Raw genomic sequence first — 18,143 nt, 5'->3', positions numbered from 1 at the left:
TGGCGCAAGCTCCACCACCGGCCATGGCACCAACGTCATCCAGGGCTTGGCCATCTCCATGGAGGCGACGGCCCTACCGGCCATCGTCATCTGCGCGGCCATCCTGGTGACCCACCTGATGGCCGGCCTGATGGGCATCGCCATCGCCGTAACCAGCATGCTGGCGCTGGCCGGCATGATCGTGGCGCTGGACGCCTACGGCCCGGTCACCGACAACGGCGGCGGCATCGCCGAGATGGCGGACCTGCCGCGGGAGGTGCGCGTCACCACCGACGCGCTGGACGCCGTGGGCAACACCACCAAGGCCGTGACCAAGGGCTATGCCATCGGCTCCGCCGGCCTGGGCGCCCTGGTGCTGTTCGCCGCCTATAATGAGGACCTGCACTACTTCATGGCCAACCCCGACCAGTATCCCTATTTCGCGGACCTGGCCGGCAAGCTGGACTTCGGCCTGGACAACCCCTTCGTCGTCGTCGGCCTGATCCTGGGCGGGCTGCTGCCCTTCCTGTTCGGCGCCATGGGCATGACGGCGGTGGGCCGCTCCGCCGGCTCGGTGGTGGAGGAGGTGCGGCGCCAGTTCCGGGAGAACACCGGCATCATGGCCGGCACCTCCAAGCCCGACTACGGCCGGGCGGTGGATCTGCTGACCCGCGCCGCCATCAAGGAGATGATCATCCCGTCGCTGCTGCCGGTGCTGGCGCCGGTGGTGCTGTACTTCATCATCAACGCCATCGCCGGCAAGGGCGCGGCGTTCTCGGCGGTGGGGGCCATGCTGCTGGGCGTCATCGTCACCGGGCTGTTTGTCGCCATCTCCATGACATCCGGCGGCGGCGCGTGGGACAATGCCAAGAAGTATATCGAGGAGGGGCACCACGGCGGCAAGGGCTCGGACGCGCACAAGGCGGCCGTCACCGGCGATACGGTGGGCGACCCCTACAAGGACACGGCCGGCCCAGCGGTGAACCCCATGATCAAGATCACCAACATCGTGGCGCTGCTGCTGCTGGCCATCCTGGCCCACGGCTGAGGCGCCGTTCTAACCAACAAAAAAACAGTCAAACAAAAACCCCGGCGGAGACATCCTCGCCGGGGTTTTCCTATTCCGGGAAGGGCCGAGGCTCAGCCGCCGCCCTTCTTCTTCTTGTCGTCCTTCTTCTTCTGACGGTTCAGGTTACCCATCAGCTGTTCCAGGAAGGTGACGTCATGGCCGGCCGTCGGGGTCTCGCGATCCTCGGGGCTGATGTCCTGCTGCTGATCCAGGTCCAGGTCGCCGATGGCACTGACCACGCCCTGGTCGTTGAAGCTGACCTGCAACACCCGCTGCTGGATGATGCTCGGGTCGAAGAAAGCTTCGTTCTCGGTGATGGCGCCGATGTAGTACCAGACGTTGGCGTCCACCGTGCTGGTGGTGCTGGGCGACCCCAGGGCCTTCTGCACGTCTTCCTTGGTGCTGGTGCCCGGATGGACGTCAGCCAGCCGGCGATCCTCCACCAGGTTGCCGCGATTGTTGACCGTGGGCGTGCAGGCCGTCAGCCCGATCCCGAGGAGGCCCACGCCAAGAAGGCCAGCGGGGGACAGCAGCTTAAGGGTCTTGTTCGGCATGGTCTAAGACGTTAATCCCAAGAACGTTGATCGCGGGTCGGCCCCGTTCCACGATTGAGGCACCCGTCGTCCGTCGCGAGGGAATGCGATAATCTGGTGAACAGGGGCCAACCGGCCCGGGGTCTCCCGTCTTTCCGGCCCGGCGCGACGCGCTTGACCGGTGGACGACCACCCCCCATCTGGCCGGTGACAATCGCACCAGCCGCTTTGTCCTGTCAACGAAAGCCGGGTTCCCCGCCGTGATCGCCTTGCTTCAGCGCCTGTTCCGCACTCCTCGCCAGCAAGCGACCGTGTTGCGCCTTTACGCCGGTATCGTCGACCAATCGCGCCGGCCGGAGTTCTACACGGTGACGGCGGGCCAGGGACGCGGTGTTCCCGACACGGTGGAAGGCCGGTTCGAGGTGGTGACCCTGCACGCCTGGCTGGTGATGCGCCGTCTGGCAAAGGAAGGACCGGCGCTGGCCGCCCTGAACCAAGCCCTGTTCGACCACATGTTCACCGATCTGGATTTCAGCCTGCGCGAACTGGGCGCCAGCGAGATGGTGGTGGGCAAGAAGGTGAAGGACCTGGGCACCCATTTCTATGGCCGGGCCGACGCCTACGAATCGGGCCTGAAGGGCGGGGTGGGGGAGCTGGAGACGGCCCTGGACCGCAACCTCTTCGGTTCCACCCTGCCGGATGGGCCGGAGCTGGCGGCCGTCGCCGCCTATGTCCGGACCTCGGCCGACCGGTTGGGCAGCATTCCCCTGGCCGACCTGCTGGCCCACGGCCCCGTCTTCGCCGCGGTGCCGGCGCTTTGACCGGCCTTATCGTTTCCTTGAGAGTTGGAGGTGCGCGTCATGGCTGACATGACCCCCGAATTTTCCCGCCCCGTCATCGCCGACAAGGTCTCCTCCCGGGAGAGCGTGGAGAAAATCACCGCCACCCCGGCGGAGCGCGCGGCCCTGGCCAAGCGCCTGGACCTTGTGTCGCTGGACAGCCTGACGGCGCTGGTCCGCCTGCGCCGCATCCGCGGCGGCCAGATGGTCCGTGTCACTGGCGAGCTGGAGGCCCAAGTGGTGCAGAGCTGCGTGGTGACGCTCGAGCCGCTGCCGGCCAGCGTGCGCGATGAGTTCCAAGCCCTGTTCGCCCCGGCTCACCTGGTACCCAAGGACGAGGACGACCTGGAGAACCTGGGCCTGGACGATGAGGTCGACCCGCCCGAGCCCATCGAGAACGGCCGCATCGACATCGGGGAACTGGTGGCCCAGCACCTGTCCCTGGCCCTGGATCCCTATCCCCGGAAGGAGGACGCCGAGCGTTTCCTGCATGTCGAGGACTGGGAAGGCGAAGGTGAGTTCCCTGACGCGCCGAACGAGCCGCCGCCGACCATGCCCGATGAAAATGACGCGGAGTCGGCTGCCGATTCCGCCCCGACTCCAGCCGCGGAGGCGGGGGAGGGCAAGCCCAATCCCTTCGCCGCCCTTGCGAAGCTGCGGCCCAAGACTTAATCCGGTCTTTGGCGCTTGCTCTTGGGGCGCAATTCAAGTATTGAAGGCGCCCTGTTTGATCCGGTCCAGGATTGGGCCGGGTTCCTTGTCGTTTGGCCTCATGTCGTTTTCCGCAGGCCCGTCCCCTGGAAAAAGGGGTGGGAAAAGGATGACGGTTTCGCTAAAGCATGGGGTCTGACGATGGTTAGCAAGACGGCACATCAGTGGTCGTCTTAATAGAGTAGAGAGTAGACGATCATGGCCGTTCCTAAGAAAAAGACCTCCCAGTCTCGCCGTAACATGCGCCGTTCGCACCACGCCATCAGCGCCGGTGCGCACCACGAGTGCAGCAACTGCGGTGAGCTGACGCGCCCGCATCACGTCTGTGGCTCCTGCGGCCACTACGACGGCCGTGAGGTCGTCGTCGACACCACCAGCGCTGCCGCCTGATCCGGTTCGCCCCGGTGCTTGAGGAGGTCGCTGTCCGGTGAGCACACGCCTGCGAATCGCCCTGGATGCGATGGGCGGCGACCATGCCCCGGACATGGTGGTGGACGGCGCGGATATCGCGCGCGAACGCTGCCCCAACGTGGACTTCCTGTTCGTCGGTGACGAGCAGCGCATCAACGCGCTGCTCGAAGCCCGGCCGGCACTGAAGGCGATCTCCCAGGTTCGTCACGCCGCTGACGTTGTGGCCATGGACGCGAAGCCGTCCGTGGCCCTTCGTGCTGGGCGCGGCTCCAGCATGCGCCTGGCCATCGACGCCGTCGCGTCCGGGGACGCGGCCGCCATCGTCTCCGCCGGCAACACCGGCGCGCTGATGGCCATGGCCAAGTTCGTGCTGAAGACCCTGCCGGGCATTGACCGGCCGGCCATCGCGTCCATGTTGCCCACCATGCGGGGCGACTGCGTGATGCTGGATCTGGGCGCCAACCTGGAATGCGACGCCGACAATCTGGTGCAGTTCGCCGTCCTGGGCACGGTGTTCGCGCAGACGGTCCTGGGCCTGCTGGAACCCACCATCGGCCTTCTGAACGTCGGGTCGGAAGAGCAGAAGGGGCATGAGGCCATCCGCACGGCCGCCGCCGCCCTGCGCGCGACGCCTTTGGCCCGCAACTTCCATGGTTTCGTGGAAGGCAACGATATCGCCGCCGGCACGGTGGACGTGGTGGTGACGGACGGTTTCACCGGCAACGTCGCCCTGAAGACCGCGGAAGGCACCGGTAAGCTGTTCGGCGAGTTCCTGCGCCGCACCTTCCAATCCTCCTTGCTGGCCAAGCTGGGCTATCTGCTGGCCCGCACCGCCTTCAACAAGCTGCGCCAGCGCATGGATCCCCGCCGCTACAACGGCGCCATGTTCCTGGGTCTTCAAGGCCTGTGCGTGAAAAGCCATGGCGGCACCGACGGACTGGGCTTCGCCAACGCCATCTGTGTGGCGGTGGATCTGGTCCAGCACGGTTTCAACGAGAAAATCCGCAAGGAACTGGCCTTGCTGCAGGAGAGCCTGCAAGCGGCTGCGGCCGCCGCTTCCGGTTCCGACCCCCAGGCCGTCGCCCAGTGACGGCCTATCCCCTGACGGCTGGTTGACACGATGGTAATGCGCTCCGTGATCGTGGGCTGCGGCTCTTACTTGCCCGCCCGCGTCGTGACCAACGATGATCTGGCCAAGATGGTCGACACATCGGATGAGTGGATCACCCAGCGCACCGGTATCCGCAGCCGCCACATCGCCGCCGAAGGGGAGAAGACCTCCGACCTGGCCCTGGCCGCCGCCAGGGCGGCGCTGGCCCACGGCAACGTCGCGGTGGAGGAGTTGGACCTGATCGTCCTGGCCACGGCCACGCCGGACCAGACCTTCCCCGCCACCGCCGCCAAGGTGCAGGCGGCCCTGGGCATGACCCGGGGCGCCGCCTTTGACGTGCAGGCCGTATGCTCGGGCTTCGTCTACGCCCTGGCGGTGGCCGACAACTTCATCAAGGCCGGCCAGGCACGCACCGTGCTGGTCATTGGTGCCGAGACCTTCTCCCGTATCCTGGACTGGAACGACCGTACCACCTGTGTGCTGTTCGGCGATGGCGCCGGCGCCGTGGTGCTGCGCGCGGAGGAGGGCCAGGGCACGGCCGCCGACCAGGGCATCCTGTCCACCCACCTGCATTCCGACGGCCGCCACCACGACCTGCTGTATGTCGACGGCGGCCCATCCTCCACCCAGACCGTGGGCCATGTGCGCATGGCGGGGCAGGAGGTGTTCAAGCACGCCGTGGTCAACCTGGCCGAGGTGGTGGGTGAGGCCCTGGCGGCCAACGGCCTGGCGCCCAGCGACCTGGACTGGCTGGTCCCGCACCAAGCCAACCGCCGCATCATCGAGAACACCGCCCGCAAGCTGAAGATGGATCCCGCCCAGGTGGTTCTGACCGTGGATCACCACGGCAACACCTCCGCCGCCTCCATCCCCCTGGCGCTGTGCGAGGCTGTGGCTGATGGCCGCATCAAGCGGGGCGACCTGGTCCTGCTTGAGGCCATGGGGGGCGGCTTCACCTGGGGGGCGGCGCTGGCCCGCTTCTAAGTATTCCGGCATATCGGCGTAGTCAGGGGGCGTTCCATCGGGGCGCCCCTTTGTCATTCCCGGGCCGTGGCGAATGGTTTCGCGCCGCATCATTTTTAGGTGCTTTGCAGCACCGGCCCGACCTGACGGACGGTCTAGCCGAATCTGACAAGACTTTGGCAAACCTTTGGAATTGACGGCTTTCCCGCCTGGCATTACCGTTCCCGCAGTTGGCGAAAGGGCCACTGGTTGAGGGAGGGCACCCATGGGAGATCACACCGTCACGCGCGCTCAGTTGAGCGAGGCCGTCTACCAGGAGGTGGGGCTGTCGCGGAATGAATCCGCCGACCTGGTGGAAAGCGTGCTGGATGAGATCGCGTCCGCGCTGGGGCGCGGGGAGATGGTCAAGATTTCTTCCTTCGGCAGTTTTTCCGTCCGCTCCAAGGGGGAGCGTGTCGGGCGCAATCCCAAGACCGGTGAGGAGGTTCCCATCCTGCCGCGCCGTGTCCTGGTGTTCCGCGCCAGCCATGTCCTGAAGAATCGCATCAACGACGTTCTGACGGACGACGGGCACTAAGCCATGTCCGGCACGCCCGCGCCTGACCCCCAGATTCCCGCTGAGGACGTCCCTGACGATGGTTCCGAAGCCGGCGGTGACGCCGGCCTGGAACTGACCGAAGGCGGGGATGCGCCTGGGGCGGGGGGGACCAGCGGCGCGGCGGCGTCGGAACGTGGCCGGGGCAAATCGCCGACCGCCTTCCGCACCATCAGCGAGGTTTCGGCAGAACTGGATGTGCCGCAGCACGTGTTGCGTTTCTGGGAGACCAAGTTCCCCCATATCCGCCCCCTGAAGCGGGGCGGCGGCCGGCGCTACTACCGGCCGGATGATGTGGAGCTTCTGCGCCGCATCCAGGTCCTGCTTTACAAGGAAGGGTACACCATCAAGGGCGTGCAGCGCTTGCTGCGCACCAGCGGCGGCCGCGTTCCGGCCCCTGGTCCTGGCATGGCTGGCCCCGAGGAAGCGGTGGATGACAGCTGGGTGGAGGAGGCGGCCGAGGAATTCCGCCCCCCGTCCACCCCTCAGGCACAGCCGGAAGAGAAGCGGCGCATCATTGGCCTGTTCGACCACGATCCCGAGGCCGATCCGGAATGGGCGCGCAATCCGCCACCGGAACCGGAGCCCGTGGCTACCCGCCCGGTCGAGCCCCGGCGCCCCGCCGGGGAGAAGGGTCTGCCCGCCGCCAAGCGCGAAGCGCTGGGCCAGGTGCTGGCCGACCTGGAAGAGATTCGCGACCTGCTGCGCCGGGTGCTCTGAGCGTCAGCACGCCCCAACACCACTTGGGGGCCAGGCGATCATCCTTGTTTCGGCGCGATGCGCACACCAGCCCGGCAAGGGCGAGCACGAGGCGTACTGGCGCGCCTTTTGGTGGTCCACGCCTGTCATGGAACCTGGAAAATACCGTTTAACACATTGATAAATAATGGAAAAATTTGGGAATGCATTTTTTTGACGTTTAGGCGTCTAACGCCGTTGCATATGGTGAACCTCGTGGCTATAGTCCGCGCCCGAACAGCAGGCAACTGCGGTTCACTCGAGAGGTCGGAGCGTAGCGCAGCCTGGTAGCGCATCAGACTGGGGGTCTGGGGGTCGCAGGTTCGAATCCTGTCGCTCCGACCATCTCTCGAAATTCTGAAGACGGCGCCGGTCCAGCAACGGACCAGGCGCCGTTTCCATTTCCGGCTTATGCCGGGCGCCTGTTCACAGATCCCCCGCCTTTGGCTTTGCCGCAGGCCGCCCGGCCGGCGTCCGTCAAGCGGCAGACCAGCCAATCGGGCTTCAGGGGATTGCTGAACCAGGGAGTGGCCCAGCCGGCTTCGAGGCAGGCTTTCACCGTGGCCGCGCTGACCTTGGCGCCATCCGGCCAGAACAGGGGCAGCTTGCCGCCGGCCTGATCCAGGCCGCGCCGCAGCCAGCGCTTCTGCACCGGCGTGGGTGTCGCCGGCGCGGAAGCCGCGGGGAAAGGGGGATCCGCCACAGTCGTCCCGGGATCTGCCGCCTCACCGCGCGCCATGCCTTCCCCCCGTCATCGTGGCCGCCCGTTGAACCACCAGCCCTATCGGGCGGCCCAATTGGGCGATGGCGCGGGGCGCACGGGTATCTTACGCTGGCGGGATGGGGCGTCAAACCGCCAGCGCGTCAGGCGCTTCGGCTTTCACGCCCAACTTCGGGTCCTTAAAGCGAGAGGTGGGTGATGGCGGCGTTCCTGGTCTATATGACGGCGGCCTCGGCGGAGGAGGCGCAGACCATCGGCCGGACGCTGGTGGAGGAACGGCTGGCCGCCTGCGTCAACATCCTGGGCGGTACCCAGTCCATCTATCGCTGGAACGATGGGGTGGAGACGGCGGCAGAGGTGGCGTTCATCGCCAAGACCCGCGCCGACCGGTTCGAAGCCCTGACACACCGGGTCAAGGAACTGCACAGCTACGACACGCCGTGCATCGTGGCCTTGCCGGTGGTGTCGGGCAATCCGGGCTTCCTGGAATGGATCGCCGCCTCGGCGGCACCCGGCACCAAGGGCTGAGGTTCAGTCCCGATCGGGCAGCCCGTTCGGAAACAGGCGGGGCAGGTCGATCTTGGGACAGCGGTCCTGGATGACCGTGGCCCCCAGCGCCCTGGCTTGCGCCGCCGATTCCTCATGGCTCACACCCAGGGGCATCCAGATATAGGGAATGCCGCGCTCCGCCGCCTCGACCACGAAGGGGGCGATGGCCGGGGCGGCGCGGAAGATCTCCACGAAGTCCACGCCCGCCGGCAGGTCGGCCAGGGTGGCCACCACCGGCTCACCCAGGATGGTGGTGCCGGCATGGACGGGATGGACCGGAATGATCTTGTAGCCGTATTCCCGCTGCATGAAGGCCGGGACGTAGTGCGACGGCTTGGCCGGGTCGGGCGAAATGCCGACGATGGCCACCGTCCTGGTCTTCAGGAACACGTCGCGCAGGACGTCGTCGGTGATCTTCTCGCTCATTGAATGCGGCTCCTTTGCGGTGGGCGGAACGGCCGGGGCCGGGTATACCGGACACAATACATGGGATCCTCGAGACAGAGGATGAAGGGAGGGGCGTTGGAATGACGGCTGGTCCGGATACAGCGGTGGGCAATGACAAGCTGGCGGCCATGGGCAAGGCGCCCGTCTTCACACCACAGGATTTCGACCGCCTGCTGGAAAAGGGATTGCCCCAGGCCCACCGCGCCGGCATTCGGACGAAGGAGATGGGCCACGGCACCATCACCCTGACCATGCCGGTGTCGGATGATCTGTTGCGGCCCGGTGGCACCGTCTCCGGCCCCACCATGTTCGCGCTGGCCGATGTGGCCCTGTACGGCGCGGTGCTCAGCATGGCCGGTCATATCGTGCTGGCGGTCACCAGCACCATGAACATCACCTTCCTGCGCAAGCCCCCCGCCAAGCCGCTGGTGGCCTTCGCCCGCATCGTCCGCATGGGCCGCAGCCTGGCTTATGGCGAGGTCACCATCCATTCCGAGGGGGAGGATGACCCGGTGGCCCATGCGACGGGCACCTATGCGATTCCCAAAGCATAAGGCCGCCGCCCTGGCAACGCGCTGGATTCGTTGGGAAAAGCGAAACGAGCGCGACGTCGATCGCCCAGAATATCCAATGAATTCAATGGGTTTATAGTAGAGGTATCATAATACCTCCACCGTAAGCATTTGACGGATGGTGTCTTTTTCCCGTTGACACCCGGCCGTCACCGACATAAAAACCGCCCACTTCGGTGCCGGTCCCAGGAGCGGTGCCCTGGGGCCCATTTTGGCCCGGACCTCATTTTGAGTGAGTGCGCGGATGAAAACCTTGTCTCTCAAGCCGTCTGAGATCGAGAAGAAGTGGCTTCTCATCGATGCCGACGGCCTCGTGCTGGGCCGCTTGGCCAGCATCATCTCCATGCGCCTGCGCGGCAAGCACAAGCCGACCTACACCCCCCACATGGATTGCGGTGACAACGTCATCGTCATCAATGCGGAGAAGGTGAAGCTGACCGGCAACAAGCGCAGCGACGAAATCTTCTACTGGCACACCGGTTACGCTGGCGGCATCAAGCAGCGCAGCCTGGGCCAGATCCTGGATGGCAAGTACCCGGAGCGGGTCATCGAGAAGGCCGTCGAGCGCATGATCACCCGCGGTCCGCTGGGCCGCCGCCAGATGGGTAACCTGCGCGTTTACAAGGGTCCGGCGCATCCGCACGAAGCGCAGAACCCCGAGGTGCTGGACGTCGGCGCCCTGAATCCCAAGAACAAGGGGGCCTAATCCATGGCTCAGACCATCAACAGCCTGGCCGACCTGAAGCAGGGCGCCGCCGTCGTCACGACCGAGGCCGCCGAGCCGGCGCAGCCCAAGATCGACGCCCAGGGCCGTTCCTACGCCACCGGCAAGCGCAAGAACGCGGTCGCCCGCGTCTGGATTAAGCCGGGCAATGGCAAGGTCACGGTCAACGGCCGCGACATCGTCGTGTACTTCGCCCGCCCCGTGCTGCGCATGATGATCAACCAGCCGTTCCAGATCGTCGGCCGCGTTGAGCAGTACGACGTGGTGTGCACCGTGTCCGGCGGCGGCCTGTCCGGCCAGGCCGGCGCCCTGCGCCACGGCATCTCCAAGGCCCTGACCTACTTCGAGCCGGCCCTGCGTCCGCCGCTGAAGGTCGCCGGTCTGCTGACCCGCGATCCGCGCGTGGTCGAGCGTAAGAAGTACGGTAAGGCCAAGGCCCGTCGTAGCTTCCAGTTCTCCAAGCGCTGATCCTCAGCCGTTTGGATGCCTGTTGGAAAGGCGCCTTCCCCAGCCGGGGAAGGCGCCTTTTCCTTTTTGACGCAGCCGATTCATGCGACAAGGCACCACAATAATGCCACCAAGTGGACCTTGCGCGCGGCCCGGGCGTTGCCCACCGTCGGCAAGCAAGGTCTGGGGTTCTTCCTTGAACCCACTGTGAGGACGGAACGGATGCCCGATCGCGAACCGGGGGGCCGGAAGCCGGGGGGACGCGTGCGCCGCGCCCTGGGCTGGCGCCCCAGCCCGCAGGCGCGCCAGTGGGCGCGCCGCCTGCTGACCCCGCTGGCCGTGGCCGCGGCGCTGCTCTACGTCCTGGTCGATGTCTGCTTCCTGCCCCTTGTGCGGCCGTTTGCCGCACGAATGGGGCGATGGTCGCCTTTCCAGGCCTTGGGCCGCCTTATAGACCGACTGGGGCCGCGCACCACCCTGGTGCTGTTCCTGGTGCCGCTGGTGGTGCTGGAGCCGGTGAAGCCCCTGGGCGCCTTCCTTATCGCCCAAGGCAAGACCCGTACCGGCATCCTTCTGATCGTGGGGGCGGAGGTGCTGAAGCTGCTGACGGTGGAACGCCTGTTCCAGCGCAGCCGGCACAAGCTGCTGACCATCCGCTGGTTCGCCCGCGTCCACGACTGGGCCGTAGGATGGATCGACCGCCTGAAGGCGCTGCCGGCATGGCGGCTGGTGGTATCCACCGCCCATGGGGTCAGGGCCGTGGCCACCCCGCTGCTGGCGGCGGCATGGCGCCGTGCCCTGCGCAGTGTGGCCCTGGCACGGGAACGGCGGCGCTATCGCCGCAGCGAATGACACGTTTGGAACGTTTCCAAACGCCGCGTATCCAAATGGCCTAAGGCAAAGGCTCGACTACAGGGCCTCTACCTTAAGGCATAAGGTGGCCGCCGCCGTCGGGGACCGTCGACGGCAAGATAGGGTTGGGTTGGATGACTGTGGATGTGACGAAGGGCGGACCACGCGGGGGCATAGGGGATGGGCTTGCGGCCAGTCTGGCGGCCGTGCCGGCCTTCGCCCGGCTGGCGCCGGATGAGCTGTCCGCCCTGGCTGCCGCCTGCCGGGTCCAGGATCTGGCGGCGGGCGATCTGCTGCTGCGCCAGGGCGGTCCCCTGGCCGACATCCACATCCTGCTGTCCGGTGCCGTGGCCCTGGTCGCCGGCAATACCGAGATCGGCCAGCGGCAGGGCCCGGAAACCACCTTCCTGTTGGCCGAGGCGCTGACCGGCGCCGCGGCGCCGGTGACCGTGCGCGCGGCGGGCGATGCCCGGCTGCTGGCCCTGCCGCTGGCCGCCCTGCGCGCCCGCCTGGGGGCGGGTGCCGACCTGGCGCTGTCGCTGATGGCCGGTCAGGTGGCGCGTGAGCGTGCGCTGGTGGAAGCCGTGGCCGCCCTGGCCGAACTGTCGTTGCCCCAGCGCCTGGCCGCCCACCTGCTGAAGGAACATGCCGCGCGCCGCGCCGGCGGCCGGCTGGAGCTGGACCTGGGCACCGTGGCCGCCGCCCTGGACACGACGCCGGAGGATGTGACCTGGACCTTCGCCGATCTGCGACGCCACGGCGTGGCGCTGGAGGGGACGGTGGCGGTTCTGAAGGACTTTGACGCGCTGCGTGATCTCGCCACCCCCGGTCCCGTGCGCCGCCGCCAGGCGGAAGAATGGCCGGTGCTCATGTGGGATGTGGACGCGCCCACGGGCAAATAACAGCGGCACGAGATTCTCGGGCCACTGTAGGACGCGACCGCGTCCGCCGGAGCGAGCACCGCAGGGCGCAGCGAGGAAGCCCCAAGACACGCATAGAGGCCAGCGGATGCTGGCGCCCGGCGCATGAGGGGCATTTGAGAGATCACGATCAAATGCCGTAGTATAAGGGCGTTGCTGCCATTCAGGTCCGCCGTTCGACAAGCGCGGGAGGGCTGTTTAGGATCAGGCGATCGCCCCTCCCTTGGTTCCCCATGTTGCCGCCATCCCCCCCACCGCCGTTCCAGGGTCCTACCGTGCTGGTCGCGCCCGGAATCCGGCTGGCCGAGACGGAACTGCAGGAAAGCTTCCTGAGAGCCGGCGGCCCCGGCGGGCAGAACGTGAACAAGGTGGAGACGGCGGTGCAACTGCGCTTCGACGCCGCGGCCTCGCCCAACCTGCCGCAGTGGGTGAAGGACAAGCTGAAGACCCTGGCCGGCCGCCGCTGGACCGGTGACGGCGTCATCGTCATCACCGCGCAGCGCCACCGCACGCAGGAGCGCAACCGCGAGGACGCGCGTGAACGCCTGTTCGAGCTGATTCGCGAGGCCACGGTGCGCCAGGCCGCCCGCCGGCCCACCCGGCCCACCCTGGGCTCGCAGAAGCGGCGGCTGGATGCCAAGTCCACCCGCAGCACGGTGAAGCGCCTGCGCAGCAGCGTGGATGTGGATTAAGCAACCGGCATGACCGTTTCCAGCCCCCCCGATGTCATCGTCATCGGCGCCGGCGCCGCCGGCCTGTTCACCGCCATCGCCGCCGGCAAGCGGGGTAGGCGGGTGCTGGTCATCGACCACGCGCCGGAGGCGGGCCGCAAGATTCTGATTTCCGGCGGCGGGCGCTGCAATTTCACCAATGTCGACGCGCAACCGGCGCGCTACCTCTCCACCAACCCGCACTTCTGCATCTCCGCACTGCGCCGTTACACGCCGCGCGACTTCCTGGACCTAGTGGAACGGCATGGCATCGCCTGGCACGAGAAGAAGCTGGGCCAACTGTTCTGCGACAACTCCGCCCGGGACATCCTGGCCATGCTGCTGAACGAGGCGGCGGACGCGGGCGTGGAGCCGGCGCTGGACTGCGCGGTGACCGGCGTGCGGAGGGCGGACGGGGGCTTCGTGCTGGAGACGGCGCGCGGCCAGCTGACGGCACCCAGGCTGGTGGTCGCCACCGGCGGCTTGTCCATCCCCAAGATGGGCGCCACCGACTTCGCCCACCGTCTGGCACGGCAGTTCGGCCTGGACATGGTGCGCCCCCGGCCGGGCCTGGTGCCCTTCACCTTCACGCCGCGGGATCTGGCGCGCACGCAAGGCCTGTCCGGTGTGGCGCTGGATGCCGTGGTGAGGGCGGGGCCCATTGGAAGCAAAGGGGCCGCGTTCCGTGAAGCCTTGCTGATCACCCATCGTGGCCTGTCGGGCCCCAGCATCCTGCAGGCCTCCAGCTATTGGCAGCCGGGCCAGCCCATCACCGTGGACCTGACGCCCGACCTGGACCTGGCCGAGCATCTGAAGGCGGCCAAGCGCGCGCGCCCCAACGCCGAGCTCAAGACCATCCTGGGCGACGTCCTGCCCCGCCGTTTCGCCGACCGGCTGTGCGGGGAAGGCGCCCCAAACGGCGAGAAAGGCGGTGAGGTGGAAAGCCGCCCCTTGCGCGATCTTTCGGACAAGTCCCTGGCGGCGGTGGGGGAGATGCTGCGGCGCTGGACCGTGGTGCCTGCGGGCACCGAAGGCTATCGCACGGCCGAGGTGACGGTGGGTGGCATCGACACCAATGAACTCTCGTCCAAGACCCTGGAGGCCAAGAAAGTCCCCGGCCTGCATTTCGTGGGTGAGGCGGTGGACGTCACCGGCTGGCTGGGCGGCTATAATTTCCAGTGGGCCTGGTCATCCGGCTGGGTCGCCGGGCAGGCGGTTTGATCCCCCAACGCCGGGCGGCCACGGCCGCCTCCTACAGGGCATGAAATCCCATCAATCCCCGCCGGCCTCCGCCCGTGCTTCCAGCACCGGCGCGTCCATGATCGGCGCCTGGTGGCGGCGGAAAGGGTAGGCCAGCTGGCCCAGGAAGGTCAGGGGCACGGGGTCGGCCGTGCCGATGTTCACCGGCGGGCGGCGGTCCAGCGGCAGGTAGCGCGTGCGGAAAACCAGGTCCCACAGCAGCAGGTTCTCACCATAGTTGGTGTTGCCTTCCGACGGCAGGCGACTGTGGTGCCAGCGGTGCAGGTCCGGCGTGTTGAACAGCCAGTTCAGGCCGCGGCAGTCCATGTCCACGTTGCAGTGGGTCAGGAAGCCGATGTAGGTGGTGATGGCCAGGACCCAGACCACGACCTCCTTCGGCGCCCCAACCAGCAGGCCCAGCGCCAGGGCGAACAGGGTGGCGATGAGGCTGTCCACGAAATGGAAACGGCCGGTGTTCACCACCCAGAGGCGGGTGACGCTGTGATGCACGGCGTGATATCGCCATAGCCAAGGGATCTCATGGCCCAGGCGGTGCGCCCAATACAGGCCGAATTCCGCCACCACCAGGCCCAGCACCACCTGCGCCGCCATGGGCCAGTGGGCGGGCCAGAGGCCGCTGGCGGCGGCCGGGGCCACCTCATTGGCGCCCAGGGTGGCGGCCAAGCCGGCCAGGAACTGGCCGATGCCCTTGTTCAGCGCGGTGTGGCTGATGTCCTGGCGCGTCTGACCGTCGCTTTCGGCCCACGCCGCCTCATACGGCATCAGCCGTTCCAGCAGCAGTAGGGCGCCCGCCATGCCGAAGTAGGTGACGTTGTAAGCCAGGATGGGATGGCCCAAGGCGTTTCCATAGGCATACCCGACAATGCACAGGGCCAGCAGCCCCGGCCACGCGATCCAAGAAAACACCCGGCGCATTTATCACCCATCACAAGGCGCCCGTTTGAACGCGGGCGCGAAGACAGCGGCGGGGCCTGGTGAAAACCAGCCTCTGGTGTCGTCCAGATCAAGACCGTCCCCCATGCGACCAGGACCGCCCCGCTATCGTTGTGCGCTCATCCCGGGGCGGGACGCAAGGGGCTGCGTCACAGCGAAAATGGCTAAATCGCTGATGTTTCGGGCGCCAAATATATCCAGGTCAACTCATGCTTGTTGTGCGACAGGTGCAGCAGGCGCGAGCCGGGGATGGCGGCGAAGGCCCGCGCGCTGACATGATCGGTCTCCCCCTGGAACTTCAGGGTGCAGATGAAGTTGCGGGCGTGGCCGCCGTCCTTCCACTGCCTCACCAGGCGCAGCAACCGTTCCGGATAGCAAATGACGTCACTGCACAGCCAGTCGACGGGCCCAATCTCGGCGGGATCCAGGCCGAAGGCGCTTTCCCGCCGCACGGTGACGCGGGGCAGGCTGGCGATGCGCGGGTCCAGCGGCGCCTTGTCGATGGCGGTGACGTCAGCACCCAGCGATTGCAGCACCCAGGTCCAGCCACCAGGGCAGGCGCCCAGGTCCAGGCAGCGGTCGCCCGGTCCAGGCATGCGGCCGGCCAGTGTCAACGCCTCCCACAGCTTGAGGTAGGCGCGGTTGGGGGGCGTCGCCTTGTCCTCGACGAACGCCACCTCGCCGTTGGCGAAGGCGCTGGTGCACACCGGACTTGCCAGGATGGTGCTCTCATCCAGCAGGGTCCAGGCGCCCAGCGGCGCGGTGGGGGCCGGGGCGGGAAACACCAGGGGCTTGGCCGAAACGTGGGGCAGTTGCTCCTGGATCAGGCGGGCGCGGCGGTGGTGGCCATGCTCATAAGCCGCCCAGTTACGCTGGATGGCGCGCAAGGCGCGCGCCCCGTCCTTGATGGACGCTATGGCGACGCGCCGGGGCTGCAGCCAGGTGTTGATGGACCACGCGGCGGGGCGGGGCGGCTCCTGGGTGATCACCAACCGGCCGTGCACCTGGGCCGACGAATCGTCCAGTTCCTCCAGCAAGGGCTCCAGGAAGCCCTCGGCGGCCAAGTAGGCGGCGCCACTGGCGGGTACGGCCCCAGGCGACTCGGTGCCGTCAAAAGACTGCGCCCCGGGAGCTGCGCTCGCCGGGGCGTTGGTTCCATCCGGATGACCGGTCATGTCGGTACTTCTGAAAGTCGGAAAGCAGTGACCAGCGTTTAGGGCAGAATGTCCGCCGACGCAATAACCGCCTGGGTGCGGTTGCGCACCCCCAGCGAGCGCATGACGGCGGTCACGTGGATCTTCACCGTGCCTTCCGACAGGCCCAGCTCATAGGCTATCTGCTTGTTGGACTTGCCCTCACGCAGGCAGCGCAGCACGTCACGCTGACGCTGGGTCAGGGACGGTGAATTACCGCCGCCACCACCGCCACCGGAAGACGCGGCGCTACCGCCGCCGCTGGCCGTACCCTCGCCATGGATGGCGGCCGGCGGCACATAGATGCCGCCGGAGAACACCAGGTTCAGGGCACTCAGCATAATCTTCACGCTGGAAGACTTGGGGATGTAGCCCGAGGCGCCGGCGTCCAGCGCCGCGCGCACGTCCGCCTGGCTTTCGGAGGCGGAGATGATGACCACCGGCGTGCCGGCCTGGATTTCGCAAATCTCTTGGATGCCCGAGAAGCCCGGCCAGTTGGGCATCTGCAGATCCAGAAGGATGAGGTCGAATTCCTGTTCGCCCTGCGCGTAGTCCAGCGCCTCATTGAAGGTGCCGGCCTCCGTGAAGGTGGCGTCGGCGCTGAGCTGGGTCAGCAGCCGGCAAAGGCCTTCGCGGAACAGCAGGTGGTCGTCACCGATCAGGATGTTCATGTCCGACTCTCGTTCAGAGGTAGTGGGAAACCAAGGTTGCCAGCGAACCCAGACGAATATGTAGTTTATCTGCGTCTACCCGCCAGTGGCCGCATTCGCGGACCCCCACGGGGAGAAACCAACGGTGGCTTGATGAACAGTCCCGGTTCGGGAATATTGGAACGCAAACTTTAGGCTAAACTACTACAAATTCCGCTCGGCCCTGTCACGCTGATTTGACTTGGGTTGGTTCATTTAAGCAACGGATTTAGGCGCCATTGAGGCGAAAGTTATCGTTTGGGCAGGCGATTGATCCAACGAACGGGCGCCGCCCCCGACCATGGATATAGACACCGGCATAGGCCGGTATCGGCGTGAATGGTGGTTTTTACTGCCACGAAAGCGTCAGAAAGTCTCGTCAGCCTGATTGCATGCCCCGAGGCCATTATGGCAGAAGGGCCGGAACTGACGGGGCGTTCCGGACTCGGTCGCCTCCCATACCAATTTCAATAATCCCCCATTTGCCGGGGCTTAAACTCCAGGGGTCGGTCATGGTCAAGCGCGTACGTAAAGCGGTGTTTCCGGTCGCGGGTCTCGGCACCCGATTCCTGCCGGCGACCAAGGCCATTCCGAAGGAAATGCTGCCACTGGCCGACAAGCCGTTGATCCAGCACGCGGTGGATGAGGCCAAGGCGGCCGGCATCGAGATGTTCTGTTTCGTCACCAGCCGGGGCAAGACCCCGCTGGAAGACCATTTCGACCTGAATTACGAACTTAACCAGACACTGAAGAATCGGGGCAAGCTCGACATCCTGAAGGTAGTCGAGGATATCCAGATCGACAGCGGCAAGATCGCGTATGTCCGCCAATCCGAACCGTTGGGCCTGGGGCATGCGGTGTGGTGCGCGCGGGAGTTCATCGGTGACGAGCCCTTCGCCGTGCTTTTGCCTGACGAACAGGTGCTGGGCGACCGTCCTTGCCTGGCGCAGATGATGGACGCCTACGATCAGGTGGGGGGCAATCTGCTGTCGGTGTTTGAGGTCCCGCGCGAACAGACCAACAAATACGGCATCCTGGACATCGGCGCGGACGATGGCCGCCTGGCCGAAGTGAAAGGCCTGGTGGAAAAGCCGGATCCGACGGTCGCGCCCTCCACCCTGTCCATCCAGGGACGCTACATCCTGCAGCCGGAAATTTTCCACACCTGGAGCGCTTC

23 protein-coding genes and 1 tRNA gene are annotated in these 18,143 nt (G+C 66.5%); 18 read left to right on the top strand and 6 right to left on the bottom strand.

Features of this window, described 5'->3' with window-relative positions; all coding sequences use genetic code 11:
* The coding region (locus I55_RS12130) for a sodium/proton-translocating pyrophosphatase (protein ID WP_044560832.1) at positions 1-1,027 on the top strand (1,027 nt) is incomplete at its 5' end.
* A 92-nt stretch (positions 1,028-1,119) separates the two neighbouring features.
* On the opposite strand, the gene I55_RS12125 is transcribed toward I55_RS12130, so the two are convergent.
* On the bottom strand, positions 1,120-1,602 hold the full coding sequence (locus I55_RS12125) for an outer membrane protein assembly factor BamE (RefSeq protein ID WP_044560831.1): 483 nt from the start codon (positions 1,600-1,602) through the stop codon (positions 1,120-1,122).
* Between the two features lie 239 nt (positions 1,603-1,841).
* Here I55_RS12125 and I55_RS12120 point away from each other — a divergent pair, with 239 nt between their 5' ends.
* The 8 genes from I55_RS12120 to I55_RS12085 all read left to right on the top strand — a co-directional run bounded on the left by I55_RS12120 (position 1,842) and on the right by I55_RS12085 (position 7,294).
* Entirely contained in the window at positions 1,842-2,402 is a 561-nt protein-coding gene (locus I55_RS12120; RefSeq protein WP_159107177.1) for a ubiquinol-cytochrome C chaperone family protein, read from the top strand.
* 39 nt (positions 2,403-2,441) lie between these two features.
* The gene (locus I55_RS12115) at positions 2,442-3,092 is read left to right on the top strand and encodes a DUF177 domain-containing protein (protein WP_044560838.1); all 651 of its coding nucleotides are present in this window, start codon (positions 2,442-2,444) and stop codon (positions 3,090-3,092) included.
* Between the two features lie 237 nt (positions 3,093-3,329).
* The gene (rpmF, locus tag I55_RS12110) at positions 3,330-3,521 is read left to right on the top strand and encodes a 50S ribosomal protein L32 (protein WP_044560830.1); all 192 of its coding nucleotides are present in this window, start codon (positions 3,330-3,332) and stop codon (positions 3,519-3,521) included.
* A gap of 37 nt (positions 3,522-3,558) precedes the next feature.
* A complete protein-coding gene (plsX, locus tag I55_RS12105) occupies positions 3,559-4,632 on the top strand; it encodes a phosphate acyltransferase PlsX (RefSeq protein ID WP_044560829.1) in 1,074 nt (357 codons plus the stop codon).
* Between the two features lie 30 nt (positions 4,633-4,662).
* Positions 4,663-5,637: a beta-ketoacyl-ACP synthase III gene (locus tag I55_RS12100; RefSeq protein WP_044560828.1), complete on the top strand. Its 975-nt coding sequence runs from the start codon at positions 4,663-4,665 to the stop codon at positions 5,635-5,637.
* Positions 5,638-5,881: 244 nt separating this feature from the next.
* Positions 5,882-6,193: an integration host factor subunit alpha gene (locus tag I55_RS12095; RefSeq protein WP_044560827.1), complete on the top strand. Its 312-nt coding sequence runs from the start codon at positions 5,882-5,884 to the stop codon at positions 6,191-6,193.
* A gap of 3 nt (positions 6,194-6,196) precedes the next feature.
* A complete protein-coding gene (locus I55_RS38380; protein ID WP_083901049.1) occupies positions 6,197-6,931 on the top strand; it encodes a MerR family transcriptional regulator in 735 nt (244 codons plus the stop codon).
* Positions 6,932-7,217: 286 nt separating this feature from the next.
* Positions 7,218-7,294: transfer RNA gene (locus tag I55_RS12085), tRNA-Pro, on the top strand.
* 64 nt (positions 7,295-7,358) lie between these two features.
* Here the strand turns inward: I55_RS12085 and I55_RS12080 are convergent.
* Entirely contained in the window at positions 7,359-7,652 is a 294-nt protein-coding gene (locus I55_RS12080; RefSeq protein WP_044560836.1) for a hypothetical protein, read from the bottom strand.
* A gap of 216 nt (positions 7,653-7,868) precedes the next feature.
* Between I55_RS12080 and cutA the strand changes: the two genes are divergently transcribed.
* Positions 7,869-8,198 carry a divalent-cation tolerance protein CutA gene (gene cutA, locus I55_RS12075; protein WP_044560826.1) on the top strand — a complete coding sequence of 110 codons (330 nt, stop codon included), beginning with the start codon at positions 7,869-7,871 and terminating at the stop codon, positions 8,196-8,198.
* A 3-nt stretch (positions 8,199-8,201) separates the two neighbouring features.
* Here cutA and I55_RS12070 read toward each other — a convergent pair whose 3' ends face one another.
* Positions 8,202-8,645 (bottom strand): CoA-binding protein, encoded by a 444-nt coding sequence (locus tag I55_RS12070; protein ID WP_044560825.1) that lies wholly within the window; start codon positions 8,643-8,645, stop codon positions 8,202-8,204.
* Between the two features lie 101 nt (positions 8,646-8,746).
* Here I55_RS12070 and I55_RS12065 point away from each other — a divergent pair, with 101 nt between their 5' ends.
* The 7 genes from I55_RS12065 to I55_RS12035 all read left to right on the top strand — a co-directional run bounded on the left by I55_RS12065 (position 8,747) and on the right by I55_RS12035 (position 14,112).
* On the top strand, positions 8,747-9,220 hold the full coding sequence (locus I55_RS12065) for a PaaI family thioesterase (protein WP_083901048.1): 474 nt from the start codon (positions 8,747-8,749) through the stop codon (positions 9,218-9,220).
* Positions 9,221-9,482: 262 nt separating this feature from the next.
* Positions 9,483-9,944 carry a 50S ribosomal protein L13 gene (gene rplM / locus I55_RS12060; protein ID WP_044560824.1) on the top strand — a complete coding sequence of 154 codons (462 nt, stop codon included), beginning with the start codon at positions 9,483-9,485 and terminating at the stop codon, positions 9,942-9,944.
* Positions 9,945-9,947: 3 nt separating this feature from the next.
* On the top strand, positions 9,948-10,430 hold the full coding sequence (gene rpsI / locus I55_RS12055; protein WP_044560823.1) for a 30S ribosomal protein S9: 483 nt from the start codon (positions 9,948-9,950) through the stop codon (positions 10,428-10,430).
* Between the two features lie 201 nt (positions 10,431-10,631).
* A complete protein-coding gene (locus I55_RS33005) occupies positions 10,632-11,261 on the top strand; it encodes a hypothetical protein (RefSeq protein ID WP_049974052.1) in 630 nt (209 codons plus the stop codon).
* Between the two features lie 134 nt (positions 11,262-11,395).
* The gene (locus I55_RS12045; RefSeq protein ID WP_044560822.1) at positions 11,396-12,163 is read left to right on the top strand and encodes a Crp/Fnr family transcriptional regulator; all 768 of its coding nucleotides are present in this window, start codon (positions 11,396-11,398) and stop codon (positions 12,161-12,163) included.
* A 293-nt stretch (positions 12,164-12,456) separates the two neighbouring features.
* Entirely contained in the window at positions 12,457-12,873 is a 417-nt protein-coding gene (gene arfB, locus I55_RS12040; RefSeq protein ID WP_252181118.1) for an alternative ribosome rescue aminoacyl-tRNA hydrolase ArfB, read from the top strand.
* Positions 12,874-12,882: 9 nt separating this feature from the next.
* Positions 12,883-14,112, top strand: a complete 1,230-nt coding sequence (locus I55_RS12035; RefSeq protein WP_044560820.1) for an NAD(P)/FAD-dependent oxidoreductase — start codon at positions 12,883-12,885, stop codon at positions 14,110-14,112.
* A gap of 51 nt (positions 14,113-14,163) precedes the next feature.
* Here the strand turns inward: I55_RS12035 and I55_RS12030 are convergent, their stop codons facing one another.
* The 3 genes from I55_RS12030 to I55_RS12020 form a co-directional block, all read right to left on the bottom strand.
* A complete protein-coding gene (locus I55_RS12030) occupies positions 14,164-14,988 on the bottom strand; it encodes a sterol desaturase family protein (RefSeq protein ID WP_252181117.1) in 825 nt (274 codons plus the stop codon).
* Between the two features lie 260 nt (positions 14,989-15,248).
* On the bottom strand, positions 15,249-16,259 hold the full coding sequence (locus I55_RS12025) for an SAM-dependent methyltransferase (RefSeq protein ID WP_083901047.1): 1,011 nt from the start codon (positions 16,257-16,259) through the stop codon (positions 15,249-15,251).
* 38 nt (positions 16,260-16,297) lie between these two features.
* On the bottom strand, positions 16,298-16,948 hold the full coding sequence (locus I55_RS12020) for a response regulator transcription factor (protein WP_044560817.1): 651 nt from the start codon (positions 16,946-16,948) through the stop codon (positions 16,298-16,300).
* Positions 16,949-17,478: 530 nt separating this feature from the next.
* On the opposite strand from I55_RS12020, the gene I55_RS12015 reads away from it, so the two are divergent.
* Positions 17,479-18,143, top strand: a 665-nt coding sequence (locus tag I55_RS12015; RefSeq protein WP_044560833.1) for a UTP--glucose-1-phosphate uridylyltransferase, incomplete at its 3' end; no start/stop codon positions are given.

This window comes from Azospirillum sp. B4 (assembly GCF_000333275.1).
GTDB lineage: Bacteria > Pseudomonadota > Alphaproteobacteria > Azospirillales > Azospirillaceae > Nitrospirillum.
Note: the sequence above shows the minus strand (reverse complement) of the source record. Positions and strands in the feature narration are given on the sequence as shown.